The following is an 18,292-nucleotide window of genomic DNA, read 5'->3' as shown; positions in this document are numbered from 1 at the left end:
AAGATATTCTTGATTAAAATAAATAATGAGTTAATCTATGTATATCAGATAACATTCTGATATACATATCTAATTGGACTAATTTTTTGCTAGGAGGCACACAATGCTAATGAATATTGCAAACGCATCTGCTGTGTCGATGTCGGTTAACCCCGATGCCTGTTGCGCTGTTATGGATTTCCATTAAAGCCAGCGTAACTGCAAGCAAAACCCACTGAATTAGTCCGTAACCTCAAACAGGCTGCGGAAAGGCAGCGTGTATAGAGGATCTACTCTCACCTATTTATTGTTATATTGAATAACGATAACGAAATGTATATTGCTGCCTATTTTTCAGCATTACTGAATGATAGGAAATACTCATGTCTCAATCTTTATATTTAAAAGTCGCCGTACTCTTAATTCGTGCTGATCTGCGTTTAGAAGAACGTCGTTGGCAGAGTCAAATACGTAAACAAGCGTATCATCTGCCATTGATGAGTGTGTATATGCTACGAGATATTGGCTTTACTCCCTCTTCGCATATCGCAACGATGAATACGCTTGCTGATACAGTGAAAGTGCAGCGCCGTTTGTATCATATTCGCCGAATGTTATCGTCGCGAATAACGACGTAATATAATCGGGCCAGTGAGGCTCACTGGCCCGATAACCTGTTAAGGACAAGGATTGGAATAGAGGGTTGCGATGCCTTCTATTTTTTGTAGCAATTCATCGCTCAAGTTGACATCTAAACTATCGATATTGGTTTTGAGTTGTTCCAAAGACGTCGCTCCAATGATATTACTGCCGACAAAGGGCCTTTGGTTGACGAATGCTAATGCCATTTGCGCTGGATCCAAGCCGTAAGCCTGTGCCAGTTCTACATAGGCTTCGGTCGCTTGAATACCTTGTGGAGTAAAGTAACGTTTAAACCGTTCGTATAAAGAACATCGCGCGCCTTTAGGTTTGGCGCCATTCAGGTATTTACCACTTAAGATCCCAAACGCCATCGGCGAGTAGGCGAGCAGTTTGATGTCTTCTTGATGAGTAATTTCAGACAGGCCGATTTCAAATGAACGATTGAGCAAATTATACGGATTTTGAATAGAGACCATCTTCGGAAGATCATGCTTGTCCGCTAGGTGTAAATAGCTCATTAAGCCCCACGGCGTTTCATTCGATACACCAATTGAGCGAACCTTACCGGCTTTCACCAAGTCATTCATCGCTTCTAGTGTTTCGAGTAAACTGACCGTACTTTTTTCATCTGGATAGGGATAGCTAAGCGTACCGAAAGTATTGGTTACCCGTTGTGGCCAATGCAGTTGATAAAGGTCTATATAGTCGGTTTTTAACCGGCGCAGACTATCATCAATCGCTTGATGGATATTACGATGATCCAGTGCCATGTTATCGCGAATATGTGGAACATTACGCGGACCAGCCACTTTGGTCGCTAAAATGATTTTTTCACGCTTCCCTGAGCGTTCGATCCAGTTTCCAATGAAGGCCTCAGTGGCACCTTGTGTCTCTGGTTTCGGAGGGACAGGGTACATTTCTGCAGTATCAATGAAATTGATCCCTCTTTCGAGCGCGTAATCGAGCTGTTCAAAGGCATCAGCTTGGCTATTTTGTTCACCAAAAGTCATCGTGCCGAGGGCAATTTTACTGACCTCTAAATTGGAATTGGCTAACTTGGTATATTGCATATTACTTCCTTGTCAGTGCGAAAAAGCAAATGGAATGAAGCTGTCGCGCACATCTAATCTATCTTATTGAAGTCCTTAACGGTTTATAAGAACTTTATGAGCCTTTCTTGTACCACTATAAGCGAAGCGCAGTAGTGAAAGGAATACAAACATGATGTGAATTGGATCTTTGGCACACTTAGCGGGTCATCCGTTTAACCATCATTATTGTCAACCTGCGTAGTAGCGTTGCAATATTTGCGCGGTAAATTGAGTACGTAGATAAAAGCCCCGAGGCTGCGTCTTGATAGGCTTACCTTGCTGTCCATAAGCTTCAGTTAACACTTTCCCGTTTGCCGCTTTCGGCCTCAGTTGCATGACTTCGCCATGGCGCGCACTGATTTGTGAAAATTGGCCTAGGACAATGAACTCCATAAGTTCTTCCCAATCGGCTTTTAGTTGTGCTTCTTCATCCGGAGAAGGGCTCCAGAGCAGTGGTGAGCCAACTCGACGTTCAGCCAGTGGTATTTCTCGTTCGCCTTGTACAGGGACCCATAAAACGCGTGAGAGTTTATTTCTCACATGGCTGGTTTCCCAAGTAATACCATGCACACCGGTCAATGGGGCCACACACACAAAGGTGGTTTCTAGTGGTCGTCCTTGATGGCTGATCGGGATGCTCTTAAGCTCTATGCCTAATGATTCAAAATCTTGTTGTGGTTTACTGCCCGCCGTGGCTCCAAGGTGCCATTCTAATAGTTGGCCCACCCATCCTTTATCTTTACGAAGATCTGGCGGAACATTGATGCCTGCTTCTTGTGCGAGCTCGGAAAAGGTGCAGCCTGCAATGTTGCGCGCACGCTCTAATAGCTCTTGTTCAGTTTGCGGTTCTGATTTCATGTCTGACGATATCGTTGAACAATAGGGAACGTAGAATCGGATCCTACACCAAACGGTTGATCGCTGCAGAAGATCTTCATTCACAATTTATCCACAGGATGAAGGAGGTGAGAGTTTGTTGTGCAAATTGCTGGATGGATAAACAGGGGGTTAATCGTGATAAAAACAAGAGGTTGCAGGTATTCTATGCGAAGTTTGCTTGGGTTTTGTGGATAACCCCAGATTTGGTGGATCTTTAATCAGTTTTTAAAACGGTTTGATCTTTTTTTATTCACAAAAAAATATAAGCGCATTTTTGTTTTTAACTGCATGTTTTTGTTATAATTTAAAGCTTGATTAAAAATGATTCAAAAGGATCTTTTTTGTTCGCTTCGCTGTTTTTTTAAACGATGTTTTGGCTTCTTCACACACTTATTCACAGAAAACGTGAATAAATGTGCGCTACTTCGCAAATAAATGTTGATAAGTTATTTTTGATGATATTTTTGAAGAAATATCGTCTGTTGAGCATAAATATCGCCTGAATCACACTCGCGCATTTGCTCCGACTGGGGATATGTGGAAAAATCAGGTTAATTGAGAATATTTTAGAGGTTTGCCAGTGATAGATGGCGATGGTTATCGACTGAATGTCGGTATCGTAATATGTAACAACCATGGTCAAGTATTCTGGGCGAAACGATACGGACAGCACTCATGGCAGTTTCCTCAGGGGGGCATCGATGATGGTGAGACGCCCGAACAAGCCATGTACAGAGAACTTTATGAGGAAGTCGGTTTAACGAAAAAAGATGTGAAAGTCATCTCGACCAGTCGTCATTGGCTAAGATACAAGTTACCAAAGCGATTGGTTCGATGGGATTCACAACCTGTCTGTATCGGGCAGAAACAGAAATGGTTTTTACTGCGTCTTGAATGCGATGAAGCGAAAATCAATATGCAGCGCGGCATTTCACCAGAATTCGATGGTTGGCGTTGGGTCAGTTATTGGTACCCAGTCAGGCAAGTTGTTTCGTTTAAACGTGATGTTTATCGACGAACCATGAAGGAGTTTGCAGCAATCGCGATGCCGTTCAAGGAACGTCGTTCCAAAGCTCGGCGTAAACAACGAAGAGGGTAACAATTGATATGCTTGCTCAGCTAAGAGAGATAGTGGAACAAGTTTCAAAAGTGGATGATGTCTATGAGGCATTGTCTACTTTTGTAAAGCAAACGTGCTCAGCGATGGGAACGGATTGCTGTACTGTCTATCTAGCCAATGAGGAGCATCAGCGCCTAGAATTGATGGCGACTCAGGGCTTGCAGTTTAAAGGCGATAAAATTCATATCGGGTTTGATGAAGGCTTGGTCGGGTTTGTCAAACGAACTGCTGAGCCATTGAATCTGGCTAAAGCCTATGAGCATCCGCAGTTTAAATACTTTAAACAGCTTGGTGAGGAAGTTTATAACGCATTTCTTGCCACCCCCATCATCCACCGAAAGCAAGTGCTAGGGATCCTTGTGGTCCAGCAGAAAACGCCCCGTTTATTTAGTGAGATGGAAGTGTCGTTTTTAGTCACCTTAGCTGCTCAGTTGGCGGTGATTGTGACTCACGCTCAGACTCAAGGACAGTGGCTGTTATCCAAGCAGCGCACCGTCAACGGGATCCCGGCCTCATCCGGTGTGGCGATCGGTGAATTTTGGTTTGATAACACGCAGCCAAGACTGTCCGATGTGTATCCAGCCTCATCCATTAATATTGAGCGTGAACAGGAGTGGCTTTCCTTAGCGATAGAGAGAGCACTCGCTGATTTTCGAAAAATGCGTAAGAAGCTCGATAGCGAAATTCATAAAGATGCGTTAGCTATTTTCGACTTATTCACTCACTTATTAAATGATCCTATCCTCAGGAAAGACTTCAAAGATCATATCCAGCAAGGAGATCGTGCGGATTGGGCATTACGCCAAGTCATTGAAGCGTACTCAAATCGTTTTGCTCGCATGTCCGATGGCTACTTAAAAGAACGCGCGCAGGATGTTCGAGAACTCGGCCAGCGGTTATTGTATTTTCTCTATAACACAGAAAAACAGCAGCAGCATTTAGATAAGCCCATTATTTTAGTTGTGAGAGAGCTAAGTGCTTCGTTGCTCGCCACCTTACCCAAAGAGAAATTATTGGCGGTGGTCTCTTTGGAAGGGGCCGCCAATTCCCATGCCGCCATTTTATCACGCGCACTAGGCGTGCCAGCCATTGTTGGCGTGAAGATCAATCTTAACGATATCAATGGTCGTCGTGGCATTGTTGATGGCTACAGCGGCACACTGTTTATTTCTCCCAATCGCCAATTATTGCGCGAATATAAAACGTTAGCCAATGAAGAACGTGCCCTGACCAAGGTGGTGAATGATCGCATTTTGGAACCGGCGATCACACTGGATGGTCAGCGAATTGAATTGATGTTGAATTCTGGGTTGAGTGGCGAGAGTCATTTGGTCCCGAATCAAGCGGTGGATGGCATTGGGTTATATCGCACCGAAATCTCTTTTCTTATGCAGCATCGCTTTCCGTCTGAAGAAGAGCAGGTTGCGTTGTATCGCTCGGTGTTGACCGCTTATGATAACAAGCCCGTAGTTATGCGAACCTTGGATGTGGGGGGCGATAAACCGCTGCCATACCTTCCGATCGAAGAAGATAACCCCTTTCTTGGTTGGCGAGGTATCCGTTTTACTTTGGATCATCCGGATATTTTTCTGATTCAACTGCGCTCGATGTTGAAGGCGAGTGCACAGACGCAAAACTTATCGATTATGCTGCCGATGATCTCGAGTATTACGGAGCTCGATGATGCGTTATTTTTGTTAAAACAGGCGTACAACGATGTGCGAGTGAGTTTTCCGAGTATCACTTGGCCACGTGTTGGCATCATGTTGGAAGTCCCGTCTATGTTGTACCTGTTGCCTGATATCGCTGATAAGATTGATTTTGTGTCAGTGGGCACCAACGATTTAACCCAATATTTATTAGCCGTCGATAGGAACAATACACGGGTTGCCGATGTCTACGATTCCATGCATCCGGCGGTGATTCGAGCGCTTAATCATATCCAACTCTTTTGTCAGCAGTATCACATGCCTGTTTGTATTTGCGGTGAATTGGCTGGGGATCCCATGGGCGCGTTATTACTGACCGGATTAGGGTTTACTTCGCTAAGTATGAACCCATCAAACATTGCACGTGTGAAGTACCTGTTACGCAACTCCTCGTTTGCGGATCTAAAAAAACTGGCACAATCGAGTCTACTTCAATCATACGGTAATGATATTTATATTATGATGCGCACATATTTTGAAGATAACGGCTTTGCGGGATTCATTCGAGCCGGTAACAAATAGGATTGATTGTGAGTATTGAATTATTGCTCGTGCTGCTTCTTGTGGGAGTGTTTGTTGGGATTCTTGCGGGGCTTCTCGGTATTGGTGGCGGATTATTAGTGGTGCCCTCCTTAATGTTTATTCTGCCTTATGCGGGAATTTCAGAAAAAATTGTCATACAGCTAGCATTGGCTACCTCACTTGCGACTATTATCGTGACCTCGGCTTCATCGGCATTCAATCACTTTAAATTAGGGAATGTCGACTTTTACGCGGTGAAATGGCTGATGCCTGGAGTGGTGGTTGGCGGGTTTCTTGGTGCCACTCTTGCAGAGTGGATACCGAATCAGTATTTACCAAAAGTATTTGGTGTTATTGTCTTTTTTCTCGCCATTAAAATGTATTTGTCGATCCATTCTCAGGCAAAAAGAGCGATGCCTGGTGCTGTGATGACCACGTTGTGGGGCAGTGGTATTGGTATTGTATCGAGTTTGGCGGGAATCGGCGGGGGATCGCTGTCCGTTCCCTTTCTTAACCGGCATGGCGTAGAAATGCGTCAGGCGGTCGGATCGTCCTCCGTTTGTGGATTAGTGATTGCGCTATCGGGCATGATTGGGTTTATCTTGCACGGTTTTTCTGTGGCAGGATTGCCCAAATACAGCATCGGTTATGTATACTTACCCGCGTTATTCGCTATCGCCTCAACGTCAATGCTGACCACGCGCATCGGTGCAAAGTTAGCCGTTCGTTTATCGACATCGACACTAAAAAAAGTGTTTTCCATTTTTCTCATGCTTGTATCAACGAGCATGTTATTGCACTAACAAACTATAAAAACATAAGAGAAGCTCATTATGTCCCAAGGCTACTTTCATTTTCCTGATTTTGATCCCATCTTAGTGTCCATTGGACCTGTTGCCATTCGTTGGTACGGGTTGATGTACCTTATCGGCTTTCTCTTTGCGATGTGGTTAGCCAACCGCAGAGCGGATAAACCTGGCAGCGGCTGGAATCGCGATCAAGTGTCTGATTTGTTATTTGCCGGATTTCTTGGTGTTGTGATTGGTGGGCGTATTGGTTACGTCTTATTTTATAACTTAGATTTGTTCTTAGCGAACCCGCTGTACTTATTTGAAGTATGGACTGGTGGTATGTCGTTCCACGGTGGGTTACTTGGTGTCATTACCGCGATGTATTGGTATGGTCGTAAACACCATCGCTCTTTTTTCAGCATTGCCGATTTTGTCGCTCCCCTCGTCCCCTTTGGGTTAGGAGCGGGACGTCTTGGCAACTTCATCAATGGAGAATTGTGGGGCCGCGTTACCGATGTCCCATGGGCCATGATTTTCCCTGGCGGTGGGCCGCTTCCACGTCACCCGTCTCAGCTTTATGAGTTTTTACTAGAAGGAGTCGTCCTCCTGATTGTGCTGAATGTGTTTGTCCGTAAACCTCGTCCTTTGGGGTCGGTCTCTGGTCTCTTTCTTGTGCTCTATGGTATATTTCGCTCCTTTGTTGAGTTCTTCCGTCAACCGGATCCGCAGCTTGGATTATTTGATGGTGTGATCTCAATGGGTCAAATCTTATCAATTCCTATGATTATTATTGGTTTACTATTGATGATTTGGTCCTATAAACGAGGTGTCTACAAAGACAGTGTTCCCGAGAAGTCAGGTGAAATGTGAAACAGTATTTAGATCTTTGCCAGAGAATTGTTGACCAAGGTCAGTGGATTGAAAATGAACGCACTGGCAAACGTTGCCTTACGGTGATTAATGCGGATTTAACTTACGATGTCGGCATGAATCAGTTTCCGTTGGTCACTACGCGAAAAAGCTTTTGGAAGTCGGCCGTTGCTGAACTGCTTGGTTATATCCGTGGTTACGATAATGCGGCAGACTTTCGTAAGCTTGGTACCAAAACATGGGATGCCAACTCCAACCTCAATGATGCTTGGTTAAACAATCCCTATCGTAAAGGCGAAGATGACATGGGACGGGTCTATGGTGTGCAAGGTCGCGCTTGGGCCAAACCCGATGGCGGTCATGTCGATCAATTACGAAAAATTGTCGATGATTTAAGCCGTGGTGTTGATGACCGTGGTGAGATTCTCAACTTTTATAACCCCGGTGAATTTCATATGGGATGTTTACGTCCCTGTATGTACAGTCATCATTTTTCATTGTTGGGCGATACACTGTATCTCAATAGTACGCAACGCTCTTGTGACGTGCCGTTAGGCTTGAATTTCAATATGGTGCAAGTGTATGTCTTCCTCGCGGTAATGGCGCAAATCACAGGCCATAAACCGGGCAAGGCATTTCATAAGATTGTTAACGCTCATATCTATGAAGATCAGTTACCGATGATGCGGGATGTACAATTAAAGCGCGAACCATTAGGTATGCCTGAATTTCATATTAATCCCGAGATTAAATCGCTTGAAGACTTGGAAACCTGGGTCACTTTAGACGACTTTGATGTCACGGGGTATGAACATCATGAGCCGATACGGTATCCATTTTCTGTTTAAAAAAAAAAGCGCCATTTTGGCGCTTTTTTATTAGGTCAATGAATGCGATAGTTAAGCGTGCATGTATTATGGTGGATTCGTTTGCAGACTGTGCTCTGTATTTGAAGACAATAAAGCAGGGACTTATCGAATGTCACATCTCAATTATAACCATCTGTACTATTTTTGGATGGTGTGTAAACAAGGATCGATCACCAAAGCTGCGGAGGCACTTTGTTTAACCCCACAAACCGTCACCGGACAAATCAAATCGTTTGAAGAGCGTATGCAGGGTAAGTTGACCAAGCGTAATGGTCGCAGTGTTGAGCCGACAGAATTAGGTCAGTTGATCTACCAATACGCTGATCGCATGTTTGGTTTGAGTTACGAGATGATGGATATTGTCAATTATAGTCAGCAGGCGAATTTATTGTTCGATGTGGGGGTGGCCGATTCACTATCAAAACGATTAGTGAGTAAAATTTTAGGGACCACCTTACCCGACGATCAACGCATTCACTTACGTTGTTTTGAATCAACCCACGATATGCTATTAGAGCAGTTGTCCCAGCATAAGTTAGACATGATTTTATCGGACTGTCCGGTGGATTCAGGACAAAGTCCGGGCTTGTTTAGTAAGAAACTGGGGGAGTGTAGTATGAGTTTATTTTCGATCACTGAGGTGCACGCACAAACGCTCAGTCAAGTCGTTGAGAACTATAAGATGCTGATTCCGGGAAGTCGCACAGCAATGGGCAGAAAGGTGCATCAATGGTTTGAAAGCAAAGGCCTGCAACCGAATATTCTCGGAGAGTTTGACGATGCAGCCTTGATGAATGCTTTTGCCCGCTATCATCCCAACACCCTATTTTTGGCTCCAAATTTTTATTCTCATGAATGGGATAGCCATATTCCTTTGCACAAAATAGAGCAGATAGAGGAACTAAAAGAGGAATATTATGTCATATTTGCTGAGCGTATGATTCAACATCCTGCAGTAAAAAATGTGTGTCAGGCTAAATTTGAAAATTTATTTGATTAATATATTTATTCATATAAGTAAATATATTAATATCAATAGCCATTATGAATAATGGGATTGAACACTATTCAACGGTGGTATGAATGACGTTCTGGAGTGTGTATTTGCTTTGTTCCTGTATGAATAATATCAATCATGGTTATTGAGTTATGAACAAGCTTCTGAAGAGTGTCTTCAGGTATAACAGCCTAATGAACTGAGGGATTGGAACCGTTGTCCTAAGAGGCTTATTACGAATGAACCTACAAGAAATAGAAAAAAAGTCCGCCGAAGCCGTCATTTTACTCAAAGCAATGGCCAATGAACGTCGTTTACAGATTTTATGTTCATTGCATAAGCAAGAGCTCTCTGTCGGTCAGCTTTGTGACAAATTAGCCTTGAGTCAATCGGCTCTTTCCCAGCATTTAGCTTGGTTAAGACGAGATGGCTTAGTGGGCACTCGTAAAGAGGCTCAAACCGTCTACTACACACTAACGTGCCCCAAAGCGCACTCAGTGATGACGGTATTGCATAGCTTATACTGTGATGAGTAACGAGAAGGAATAGCGCATTAGAGTAATGCGCTATTTTTTTTTGACTGTGCTTTTCTGATAAGCAAAAAAAAACCGGCATACATGCCGGTTTTTATCGCTGTAGAATCAAATTTCTATTAAAGAGCTTTGATTGCTGCAGAGAAACGAGACTTATGACGAGCAGCTTTATTCTTGTGAATAAGGCCTTTAGTTGCCATACGGTCAAGGATAGGTGTTACTGCAGTGAATGCAGCAGTTGCAGCTTCTTTATCGCCTGCAGCGATAGCAGCAACAGTTTTTTTCATGTAAGTGCGCATCATTGAACGACGGCTAGCGTTGTGCTGACGACGTTTTTCAGATTGGATAGCGCGCTTCTTAGCAGATTTGCTATTTGCCAAGGGTCTAACTCCCAAAACTCTAGTTCGGTGACAATTTAAGGGACAAGAATATCCCTTATTTGCACTCAAATGTCAAATGATTTGTGCAAAAACCCATCTGAACCAAACAAGTTTGGATTCAAAAGAGCTTCGCGGTTAAGATGGCGTGGATTCTAACAGTATTTTTTTTCCAATGCTAATACTTATCTGTACATGAGCTGACATTCTGACGCTTCTTGGCTAGATAATACGATTTTAACGGACAATTTCGAGGTTGCTGTGAGTAGACGCTTGCTCAAGTCAGGCATGATAGTAAGTGCTATGACTCTGATTTCACGGGTTTTAGGGCTGGTTAGGGATGTGGTCGTTGCTAACCTTATGGGAGCAGGGGCGAGCGCAGACGTTTTTTTCTTTGCGAATAAAATCCCCAATTTTTTACGTCGTTTGTTTGCCGAAGGGGCATTTTCACAAGCCTTTGTACCGGTGTTAACGGAATATCACGCGAGTGATGATCTCAACAAAACCCGAGAATTGATCGCGAAAGCTTCGGGGACATTAGGGGTGATTGTCTCTGTTGTGACCTTATTGGGGGTCTTAGGCTCAAGTGTTGTTACCGCGATATTTGGGGCCGGTTGGTTCGTGGATTGGCTACATGGTGGACCTGGCGCTTATAAATTTGAATTGGCGAGTTTGGTGTTAAAAATCACCTTCCCTTATTTATGGTTTATTACGTTTGTCGCTTTATCTGGGGCAATACTGAATACCATGGGCAAGTTCGCCGTCTCGTCTTTCACTCCTGTTTTTCTCAATGTGATGATCATTGGCTCAGCGTTATTGGTTGCCCCGCATATGGCGCAGCCTGAGATCGGTCTGGCGCTCGGGGTGTTATCAGGGGGATTGGTTCAGTTTCTCTTTCAATTGCCATTTTTATTGAAAGCTGGGGTGCTAGTACGGCCGCAGTGGGGATGGAATGACCCAGGCGTCAAAAAAATCCGCACGTTAATGATTCCGGCTTTGTTTGGTGTGTCAGTCAGCCAAATTAATTTATTGTTTGATACGTTTATTGCCAGTTTCTTACAAACGGGATCAATCAGTTGGCTTTACTATTCCGATCGTTTGCTTGAGTTTCCTTTAGGATTATTTGGCATTGCTATCGCAACGGTTATCTTACCTGCGCTTTCGCGCAAACATGTTGACTCTGAACCCCTTGGTTTCTCTCAAACCATGGATTGGGGGGTGCGTATGGTGACCTTGCTGGGAGTCCCGGCAATGCTTGGGCTAATGGTGCTCGCCAGACCCATGATTATGGTGTTATTTATGCGAGGCTCTTTTGCACCAGAAGATGTGCATCAAGCCTCTTTATCCCTACTGGCGTATGCAGGGGGCTTGCTCAACTTTATGCTGATCAAAATATTGGCTCCCGGGTATTACTCCAGACAGGATACCAAAACGCCAGTGCGTTATGGGATCATTGCCATGTTAAGTAACATGGTATTAAACGCTATTTTTGCTTATTTTTATGGTTATATTGGCCTCGCCATCGCGACGGCAACGTCGGCCTTCATTAATATGGCTTTGTTATATCAAGGACTGCATAAGCAAGGGGTGTATAAAATCACACGTAAAACGATTGTTTTTATGGGGCGGTTATTCATCGCGGGGGGGGCCATGGTGGCAGCAATACTGTGGGCGTTAGACGATACGTCGGTATGGTTAACATGGTCTTTTACTCATCGTGTTGGTATGCTGCTGAGTCTTATTGCTGGTGGCGCATTGGTTTACATCGTGGCTAGCTTGGTATTAGGCGTACGCTTAAAAGATCTAAAAACGGCGACAGATTAATGCAATTTAAGGTATAATCGGCCAGTTTTATGCATAAGCAATCAGAAAGTGGGTGTTAAACATATTCCAATGGAATTCGTTCGCGGTATACACAATATTCAACCACATCATCATGGATGTGTTGTCACGATAGGCAATTTTGATGGTGTTCACTTAGGACACCAACAAGTGCTACGTCAGGTTTCTCAACAAGCGAAACAGTTGAATTTGGCGTCGGTGGCGATGATTTTTGAGCCTCAGCCTCTGGAGCTTTTTGCCAAAGAGCGTGCACCGGCTCGTTTAACACGCTTAAGAGATAAGTATACCCAGCTTGATAAATTGGGCATTGATCGCCTGCTATGCGTCAACTTTAATCATCATTTTGCTTCCTTATCGGCGGAGAGTTTTATCCGCGACTTGTTGGTTAAACGGCTCGGTGTTAAATTCCTTGTCGTGGGTGATGATTTTTGTTTTGGCCGCAATCGCACGGGGAATTTTGCGATGCTGCAAGCGGCAGGTCAGCAATTTGGCTTTGATGTCGTCAGTACACAAAGTTTTTGTCTGAACGATTCTCGTGTCAGTAGTACGGCGATACGAAAGGCGTTAGCCAACGATGATTTAACCTCTGCTCAGCGGATGCTCGGCAGACCATTTAGCATTAGCGGTAAAGTCTCCCATGGTCGAAAGTTAGGGCGAACCATCGGGTTTCCTACCGCGAATGTGCCACTGAAACGATGGGTGTCACCTGTCAAAGGTGTATACGTCGTTGAAGTTCAAGGGCTTGGAACCTCGCTGATTGGTGGTGTGGCCAATGTAGGCCAACGACCAACCGTCAGCGGTGTGCGTAAACAGCTCGAAGTGCATTTATTCGATTATCATGGCAATCTATACGGCAAACAGCTTGAGGTGATTTTAAGACACAAGCTGCGCGATGAAGTGAAATTTGAATCTTTCGATGCATTAAAACAACAAATTGAATTGGATGCTGATGCTGCAAGGGTGTGGCTGCGTCAGCTAAAGGGTTGATCGGATCATGAATGCGATCAACATAATGTCTAACTTCGCCCAACACAACGGAATTAAGAATCGATGAGTGAGTATAAAGATACCCTGAATTTACCTGAAACAGGGTTTCCGATGCGCGGTAATCTGGCTAAACGTGAGCCAGAGATGCTTGAGCGTTGGTATCAAGAAGACCTTTACGGTGCGATCCGTAAAGCGAAAAAAGGCAAAAAATCTTTTGTGTTACACGATGGCCCTCCATATGCCAACGGTGATATTCACATGGGTCATGCCCTGAACAAGATTCTTAAAGACATTATTATTAAATCCAAAACACTTTCTGGCTTCGACGCACCTTATGTTCCCGGTTGGGACTGTCATGGACTTCCTATCGAGCTCATGGTGGAAAAGAAATTTGGTAAACCCGGTAACAAACTGACGGCGGCGGAGTTTCGTGAAAAATGTCGTGAATATGCCGCAGGGCAAGTAGAAGGCCAAAAAGCCAGCTTTAAGCGTCTTGGCATTCTTGGTGATTGGGAAAAACCATACCGCACCATGGATTTCGCAACCGAAGCCAATATCATTCGCGCTTTAGGTAAAATTGCTGACAACGGCCATCTACATAAAGGCTTCAAACCTGTGCATTGGTGTACGGATTGTGGTTCAGCACTCGCGGAAGCGGAAGTGGAGTACAAGAACAAAGTATCACCGTCTATTGATGTGCGTTTTAAGGCGGCTGACGCCGCAGCATTACTCGGTAAATTTACGTTTGACGGTGCACAAGGTGAAGGTGATATCTCAGTTGTTATTTGGACAACAACACCTTGGACCATGCCTGCCAACCGTGCGGTTTGTATGCGTGATGATCTTGAATACGTGTTACTGCAAATCGAGGGTGATAACCCAGAGCGTATCATTGTCGCGACAGAGCTTGCTGATGATGTCATGAAACGTGCTGGTATCACTGAGTATCACGCACTGGGCTACGCGAAAGGCGCGGATCTGGAACTACAACAATTCCGTCATCCATACTTAGACATGAGCGTGCCCGTTGTACTTGGTGACCATGTGACGACCGAATCAGGTACTGGTGTGGTGCACACAGCCCCTGGTCATGGTCAAGAAGACTTTATGGTTGGCATGCAATATGGCCTTGAAGTCGCGAACCCTGTCGGTTCAAACGGTGTTTACCTACCAGATACAGAGCACTTTGCCGGTCAGCACGTATTTAAAGCGAACCCGAATGTGGTAGCTCTGCTTAAAGAGCGTGGTGCACTGCTGCATTACGAAGAGTTTGAACACAGCTATCCGCATTGTTGGCGCCATAAAACCCCGATCATCTTCCGTGCGACACCACAATGGTTTGTGTCTATGGATAAGAACGGTTTGCGTAATAAAGCTCTTGAAGCCATCAAAGGCGTTAAATGGATGCCGGATTGGGGACAAAGCCGTATCGAAGGGATGATTGAAGGTCGTCCTGAGTGGTGTATTTCGCGTCAACGTACGTGGGGTGTGCCAATTGCACTTTTCGTCCATAAAGAAACCGCTGAGCTACACCCTAATTCACTGGAAGTGATTGAAAAAGTCGCGCAACTGGTTGAAGAAAAAGGCATTCAAGCATGGTGGGATGTAGACGCTGAAACATTAATTGGTGATGACGCTGCCCATTACGACAAAGTGCTTGATACTTTAGATGTGTGGTTTGACTCGGGTGTGACCCACTATGCGGTGGTTGATAACCGTGAAGAATTTGCTGGCAATGAACCGGATCTGTACTTAGAAGGCTCGGATCAGCATCGTGGTTGGTTCCAATCGTCATTGATCACCTCTGTTGCGACAAAAGCAAAAGCGCCTTACAAAGAAGTCTTAACACACGGTTTTGTTGTGGATGGCGACGGTCGTAAGATGTCGAAATCGGTGGGTAATGTGGTTGCCCCTAAAGATGTCACCAATAAATTGGGAGCGGATATCCTACGTCTGTGGGTTTCTTCAACGGATTACACGGGTGAAGTGGCGGTTTCTGATGAAATTCTTAAGCGTAGCGCTGATGCGTATCGTCGTATTCGTAATACCGCTCGTTTCTTCTTGGCGAACTTAAGTGGTTTTAATCCTGCGACAGATATTGTTCCTGCTGAAGAGATGGTGGCACTTGATCGCTGGGCAGTGGGACGAGCCTTGGCTGCGCAAGAAGAGATCACCAAAGCCTATAACGATTACAACATGCATAATGTTGTGCAACGTTTGATGCATTTCTGCTCTATTGAAATGGGATCTTTCTATTTAGATGTGACCAAAGACCGTCAATACACTGCGAAGCAAGGCAGCCATGCGCAACGTAGCTGTCAAACCGCGTTGTACTACATTGTAGAAGCCTTGGTTCGTTGGATGGCGCCAATTATGTCGTTTACTGCCGATGAAATTTGGAACGCAATGCCAGTGAAACAAGCGAACGGTGAAGATCGTGCGCGCTATGTGTTCACGGAAGAATGGTTCGATGGATTGTTTGGGCTTAGCGAAGGCGAAGAGCTGAATGATGAGTTCTGGAATGACATTCAACACATTCGTGGTTCAGTGAATAAATTGCTGGAAAATGCTCGTAACGAAAAAGTCATTGGTGGCTCTCTGCAGGCACAGGTTGTGCTCTTTGCTGACGATGCTATCGCAACGGCGCTGAACAAATTAGGTGACGAACTGCGTTTTGTTTTGCTTACCTCTTCGGCTGTGGTCAAACCGCTGACAGAGAAAAGTGACACCGCTCAAGCGACCGATCTTGACGGTCTGTTTGTGGATGTTATCAAGATGGATGCAGAGAAGTGTGACCGTTGTTGGCACCATACGACAGATGTCGGTACTATCGAAGGTTACGAGACCATTTGTGGCCGTTGTGTGTCTAACATTGAAGGTGATGGCGAAGTCCGTCATTACGCATAAAAAGATACTGACATGACAAAACAAGCGTTAACGCTAAAACAATCAGGGATACGCTGGCTCGCGCTGGCGTTACTGGTTTTCATTGCGGATATTGGTATCAAATACGTTGTAATGAATACCATGAGTTATGGATGGGAAAATCGAATTGAGATTCTGCCGTTTTTCAATTTGGTTTATGTACATAACTTTGGTGCGGCCTTCAGCTTTTTGAGTGATCAAACAGGTTGGCAGCGATGGTTATTCAGTGCTATTGCGTTCGCAGTGGTGGCCTTTTTGGTCTTCTCTATGCGCCGCGCAAGTGCCAGCGATAAGTGGAGTAATATCGCTTACGCATTGATCATTGGTGGCGCGGTCGGTAATGTGTTTGACCGAATCGTGCATGGCTTTGTTATCGATTATCTTGATGTTCACTGGGCCAATCATCATTGGCCAGCCTTCAACTTGGCTGATAGCGCGATTTGTATTGGCGCCGTGATGATTGTTTTTGAAGGCTTTTTTGCCAAAAAAGACCAGTAAGCTTCCTGATTGAAAAAGCCTACCTTTAAGCGCTATTCGTTGAATCGGATAGCGCTTTTTGTTAGAACCTTAGTGGCGTGAGTTCGCTCACTATGGCGGCATCATTTCCCATTATTAGTAAGGACACCATCTTGTGAAAGAAATTACAGAACGTTCCGTTGTCACTCTGCATTTTGCCATTAAACTGAGTGATGGCTCGGTCGCGGATAGTACTCATAATTTAGGTAAACCCGCCCAATTTGTTATCGGTGATGGCAACATCAGCGAAAATTTTGAAAAACATCTTATCGGTCTTAAGGCTGGCGACAGTCAGGCCATCGCGTTAGCAGCAAAAGATGCCTTTGGTGAGCCTAATCCCGATAATATTCAACATATGGATAGAACCAAATTTATTGGTGACGCCGCCGTTGAAGTGGGCACCATTATGGCTTTTTCTGGGCCCGATGGTCAGGAGTATCCGGGCATCATCAAAGACATCTCTGGTGAATCGGTGACGGTAGACTTTAATCATCCGCTGGCCGGGCAGGATGTGACCTTCGAAGTTGATATTTTATCTGTTGACTAACTTCGCGTAGAATATTGAACGATTAACTTATCCATGAGCGAAAAAATGAAAATATTGTTAGCTAACCCACGTGGCTTTTGCGCCGGTGTTGATCGAGCCATTAGCATTGTTGAGCGCGCCCTTGAACTGTATCAGCCACCGATTTATGTTCGTCATGAAGTTGTTCATAATCGCTTTGTGGTTGAAGGTTTAAAACAGCGAGGTGCTGTATTTGTTGAAGAACTCGATGAGGTCCCAGATAACAATATTGTTATTTTTTCTGCTCACGGTGTATCACAAGCCGTGCGCAAGAAAGCGAAAGAGCGCGATCTCACGGTCTTCGATGCCACCTGCCCATTGGTAACAAAAGTGCATATGGAAGTGGCGCGAGCGAGCCGAAAACATATGGAAGTGGTACTGATCGGTCATGCTGGCCATCCAGAAGTCGAAGGTACCATGGGGCAATACATGAGCACCGAAGGTGGCATGTACTTAGTCGAAACCCCAGCGGATGTCGATAAACTGGTGAATGTGGTCAAAAATCCTCAAAATTTACATTACGTGAGCCAAACGACGTTGTCGGTTGATGAAACGGCGGATGTGATTGATCGTTTACGCGAGGTTTTCCCAGCCATTCAAGGTCCGCGTAAAGACGATATTTGCTATGCCACCCAGAATCGCCAAGACGCCGTGAGAATCATGGCAAGCCAAGTGGATCTGATGATTGTGGTTGGTTCAAAAAACTCCTCCAACTCGACACGTTTGAAAGAGTTAGCTGAGAAGCTCGGTACGCCAGGGTATCTGACCGATTGCAGCGAAGACATCCAAGAAGAATGGTTCAACGGTACGCAGTTAGTTGGCGTGACGGCTGGTGCATCGGCACCCGAAGAATTGGTCGATCAGATTCTACAGCGCATTAAAGACTGTGGTGCTGAGCATGTAGAAGAAGTGTTGGGACGTGAAGAAAATATGGTTTTTGAGGTCCCTAAAGAACTACAAATTAAACAAGTAGACTAACCTTAATAAGATTAGAGAACGGAAAGGCTCCTTAAGAGGAGCCTTTTTATTTCGGGATTAGTGGTCTTAGGCAGTGCTGTCACATCGTGGTATTTGTATA

17 protein-coding genes are annotated in these 18,292 nt (G+C 44.8%); 14 read left to right on the top strand and 3 right to left on the bottom strand.

What is annotated here, in order from left to right:
- Positions 1-362 precede the first annotated feature (362 nt).
- Positions 363-617 (top strand): DUF1127 domain-containing protein, encoded by a 255-nt coding sequence (locus EAE30_RS15705; protein WP_123016761.1) that lies wholly within the window; start codon positions 363-365, stop codon positions 615-617.
- Between the two features lie 39 nt (positions 618-656).
- On the opposite strand, the gene EAE30_RS15700 is transcribed toward EAE30_RS15705, so the two are convergent.
- Positions 657-1,691 carry an NADP(H)-dependent aldo-keto reductase gene (locus EAE30_RS15700; protein ID WP_123016760.1) on the bottom strand — a complete coding sequence of 345 codons (1,035 nt, stop codon included), beginning with the start codon at positions 1,689-1,691 and terminating at the stop codon, positions 657-659.
- A gap of 210 nt (positions 1,692-1,901) precedes the next feature.
- Positions 1,902-2,570, bottom strand: coding sequence for a DNA mismatch repair endonuclease MutH (mutH, locus tag EAE30_RS15695; protein WP_123016759.1), 669 nt, complete (start codon positions 2,568-2,570; stop codon positions 1,902-1,904).
- A 601-nt stretch (positions 2,571-3,171) separates the two neighbouring features.
- On the opposite strand from mutH, the gene rppH reads away from it, so the two are divergent.
- From rppH to EAE30_RS15660, 7 genes are all read left to right on the top strand, one after another.
- The gene (rppH, locus tag EAE30_RS15690; protein WP_123016758.1) at positions 3,172-3,690 is read left to right on the top strand and encodes an RNA pyrophosphohydrolase; all 519 of its coding nucleotides are present in this window, start codon (positions 3,172-3,174) and stop codon (positions 3,688-3,690) included.
- An 8-nt stretch (positions 3,691-3,698) separates the two neighbouring features.
- Entirely contained in the window at positions 3,699-5,942 is a 2,244-nt protein-coding gene (ptsP, locus tag EAE30_RS15685; protein ID WP_123016757.1) for a phosphoenolpyruvate--protein phosphotransferase, read from the top strand.
- 8 nt (positions 5,943-5,950) lie between these two features.
- Positions 5,951-6,745: a sulfite exporter TauE/SafE family protein gene (locus tag EAE30_RS15680; RefSeq protein WP_123016756.1), complete on the top strand. Its 795-nt coding sequence runs from the start codon at positions 5,951-5,953 to the stop codon at positions 6,743-6,745.
- 30 nt (positions 6,746-6,775) lie between these two features.
- A complete protein-coding gene (lgt, locus tag EAE30_RS15675; RefSeq protein ID WP_123016755.1) occupies positions 6,776-7,603 on the top strand; it encodes a prolipoprotein diacylglyceryl transferase in 828 nt (275 codons plus the stop codon).
- Positions 7,600-8,451, top strand: coding sequence for a thymidylate synthase (locus EAE30_RS15670; RefSeq protein ID WP_123016754.1), 852 nt, complete (start codon positions 7,600-7,602; stop codon positions 8,449-8,451). Before lgt ends, EAE30_RS15670 begins: the two co-directional genes overlap by 4 nt.
- Positions 8,452-8,581: 130 nt before the next feature.
- Positions 8,582-9,472, top strand: coding sequence for a transcriptional activator NhaR (nhaR, locus tag EAE30_RS15665; protein ID WP_123016753.1), 891 nt, complete (start codon positions 8,582-8,584; stop codon positions 9,470-9,472).
- A 236-nt stretch (positions 9,473-9,708) separates the two neighbouring features.
- Complete coding sequence (locus tag EAE30_RS15660) at positions 9,709-10,005, top strand: ArsR/SmtB family transcription factor (protein WP_123016752.1); 297 nt, start codon at positions 9,709-9,711, stop codon at positions 10,003-10,005.
- Positions 10,006-10,121: 116 nt separating this feature from the next.
- On the opposite strand, the gene rpsT is transcribed toward EAE30_RS15660, so the two are convergent.
- On the bottom strand, positions 10,122-10,382 hold the full coding sequence (rpsT, locus tag EAE30_RS15655) for a 30S ribosomal protein S20 (protein ID WP_123016751.1): 261 nt from the start codon (positions 10,380-10,382) through the stop codon (positions 10,122-10,124).
- A 258-nt stretch (positions 10,383-10,640) separates the two neighbouring features.
- Here rpsT and murJ point away from each other — a divergent pair, with 258 nt between their 5' ends.
- From murJ to ispH, 6 genes are all read left to right on the top strand, one after another.
- The gene (gene murJ / locus EAE30_RS15650) at positions 10,641-12,203 is read left to right on the top strand and encodes a murein biosynthesis integral membrane protein MurJ (protein ID WP_123016750.1); all 1,563 of its coding nucleotides are present in this window, start codon (positions 10,641-10,643) and stop codon (positions 12,201-12,203) included.
- Between the two features lie 69 nt (positions 12,204-12,272).
- The gene (gene ribF, locus EAE30_RS15645; RefSeq protein ID WP_123017400.1) at positions 12,273-13,208 is read left to right on the top strand and encodes a bifunctional riboflavin kinase/FAD synthetase; all 936 of its coding nucleotides are present in this window, start codon (positions 12,273-12,275) and stop codon (positions 13,206-13,208) included.
- A 63-nt stretch (positions 13,209-13,271) separates the two neighbouring features.
- The gene (gene ileS, locus EAE30_RS15640; protein ID WP_123016749.1) at positions 13,272-16,115 is read left to right on the top strand and encodes an isoleucine--tRNA ligase; all 2,844 of its coding nucleotides are present in this window, start codon (positions 13,272-13,274) and stop codon (positions 16,113-16,115) included.
- A 12-nt stretch (positions 16,116-16,127) separates the two neighbouring features.
- On the top strand, positions 16,128-16,631 hold the full coding sequence (gene lspA, locus EAE30_RS15635; RefSeq protein WP_123016748.1) for a signal peptidase II: 504 nt from the start codon (positions 16,128-16,130) through the stop codon (positions 16,629-16,631).
- Positions 16,632-16,764: 133 nt separating this feature from the next.
- On the top strand, positions 16,765-17,196 hold the full coding sequence (gene fkpB, locus EAE30_RS15630) for an FKBP-type peptidyl-prolyl cis-trans isomerase (RefSeq protein ID WP_123016747.1): 432 nt from the start codon (positions 16,765-16,767) through the stop codon (positions 17,194-17,196).
- Positions 17,197-17,229: 33 nt separating this feature from the next.
- Entirely contained in the window at positions 17,230-18,192 is a 963-nt protein-coding gene (ispH, locus tag EAE30_RS15625) for a 4-hydroxy-3-methylbut-2-enyl diphosphate reductase (protein ID WP_164711879.1), read from the top strand.
- The last annotated feature ends 100 nt before the right edge of the window (positions 18,193-18,292 follow it).

Source organism: Vibrio zhugei (genome assembly GCF_003716875.1).
GTDB lineage: Bacteria > Pseudomonadota > Gammaproteobacteria > Enterobacterales > Vibrionaceae > Vibrio > Vibrio zhugei.
Note: the sequence above shows the minus strand (reverse complement) of the source record. Positions and strands in the feature narration are given on the sequence as shown.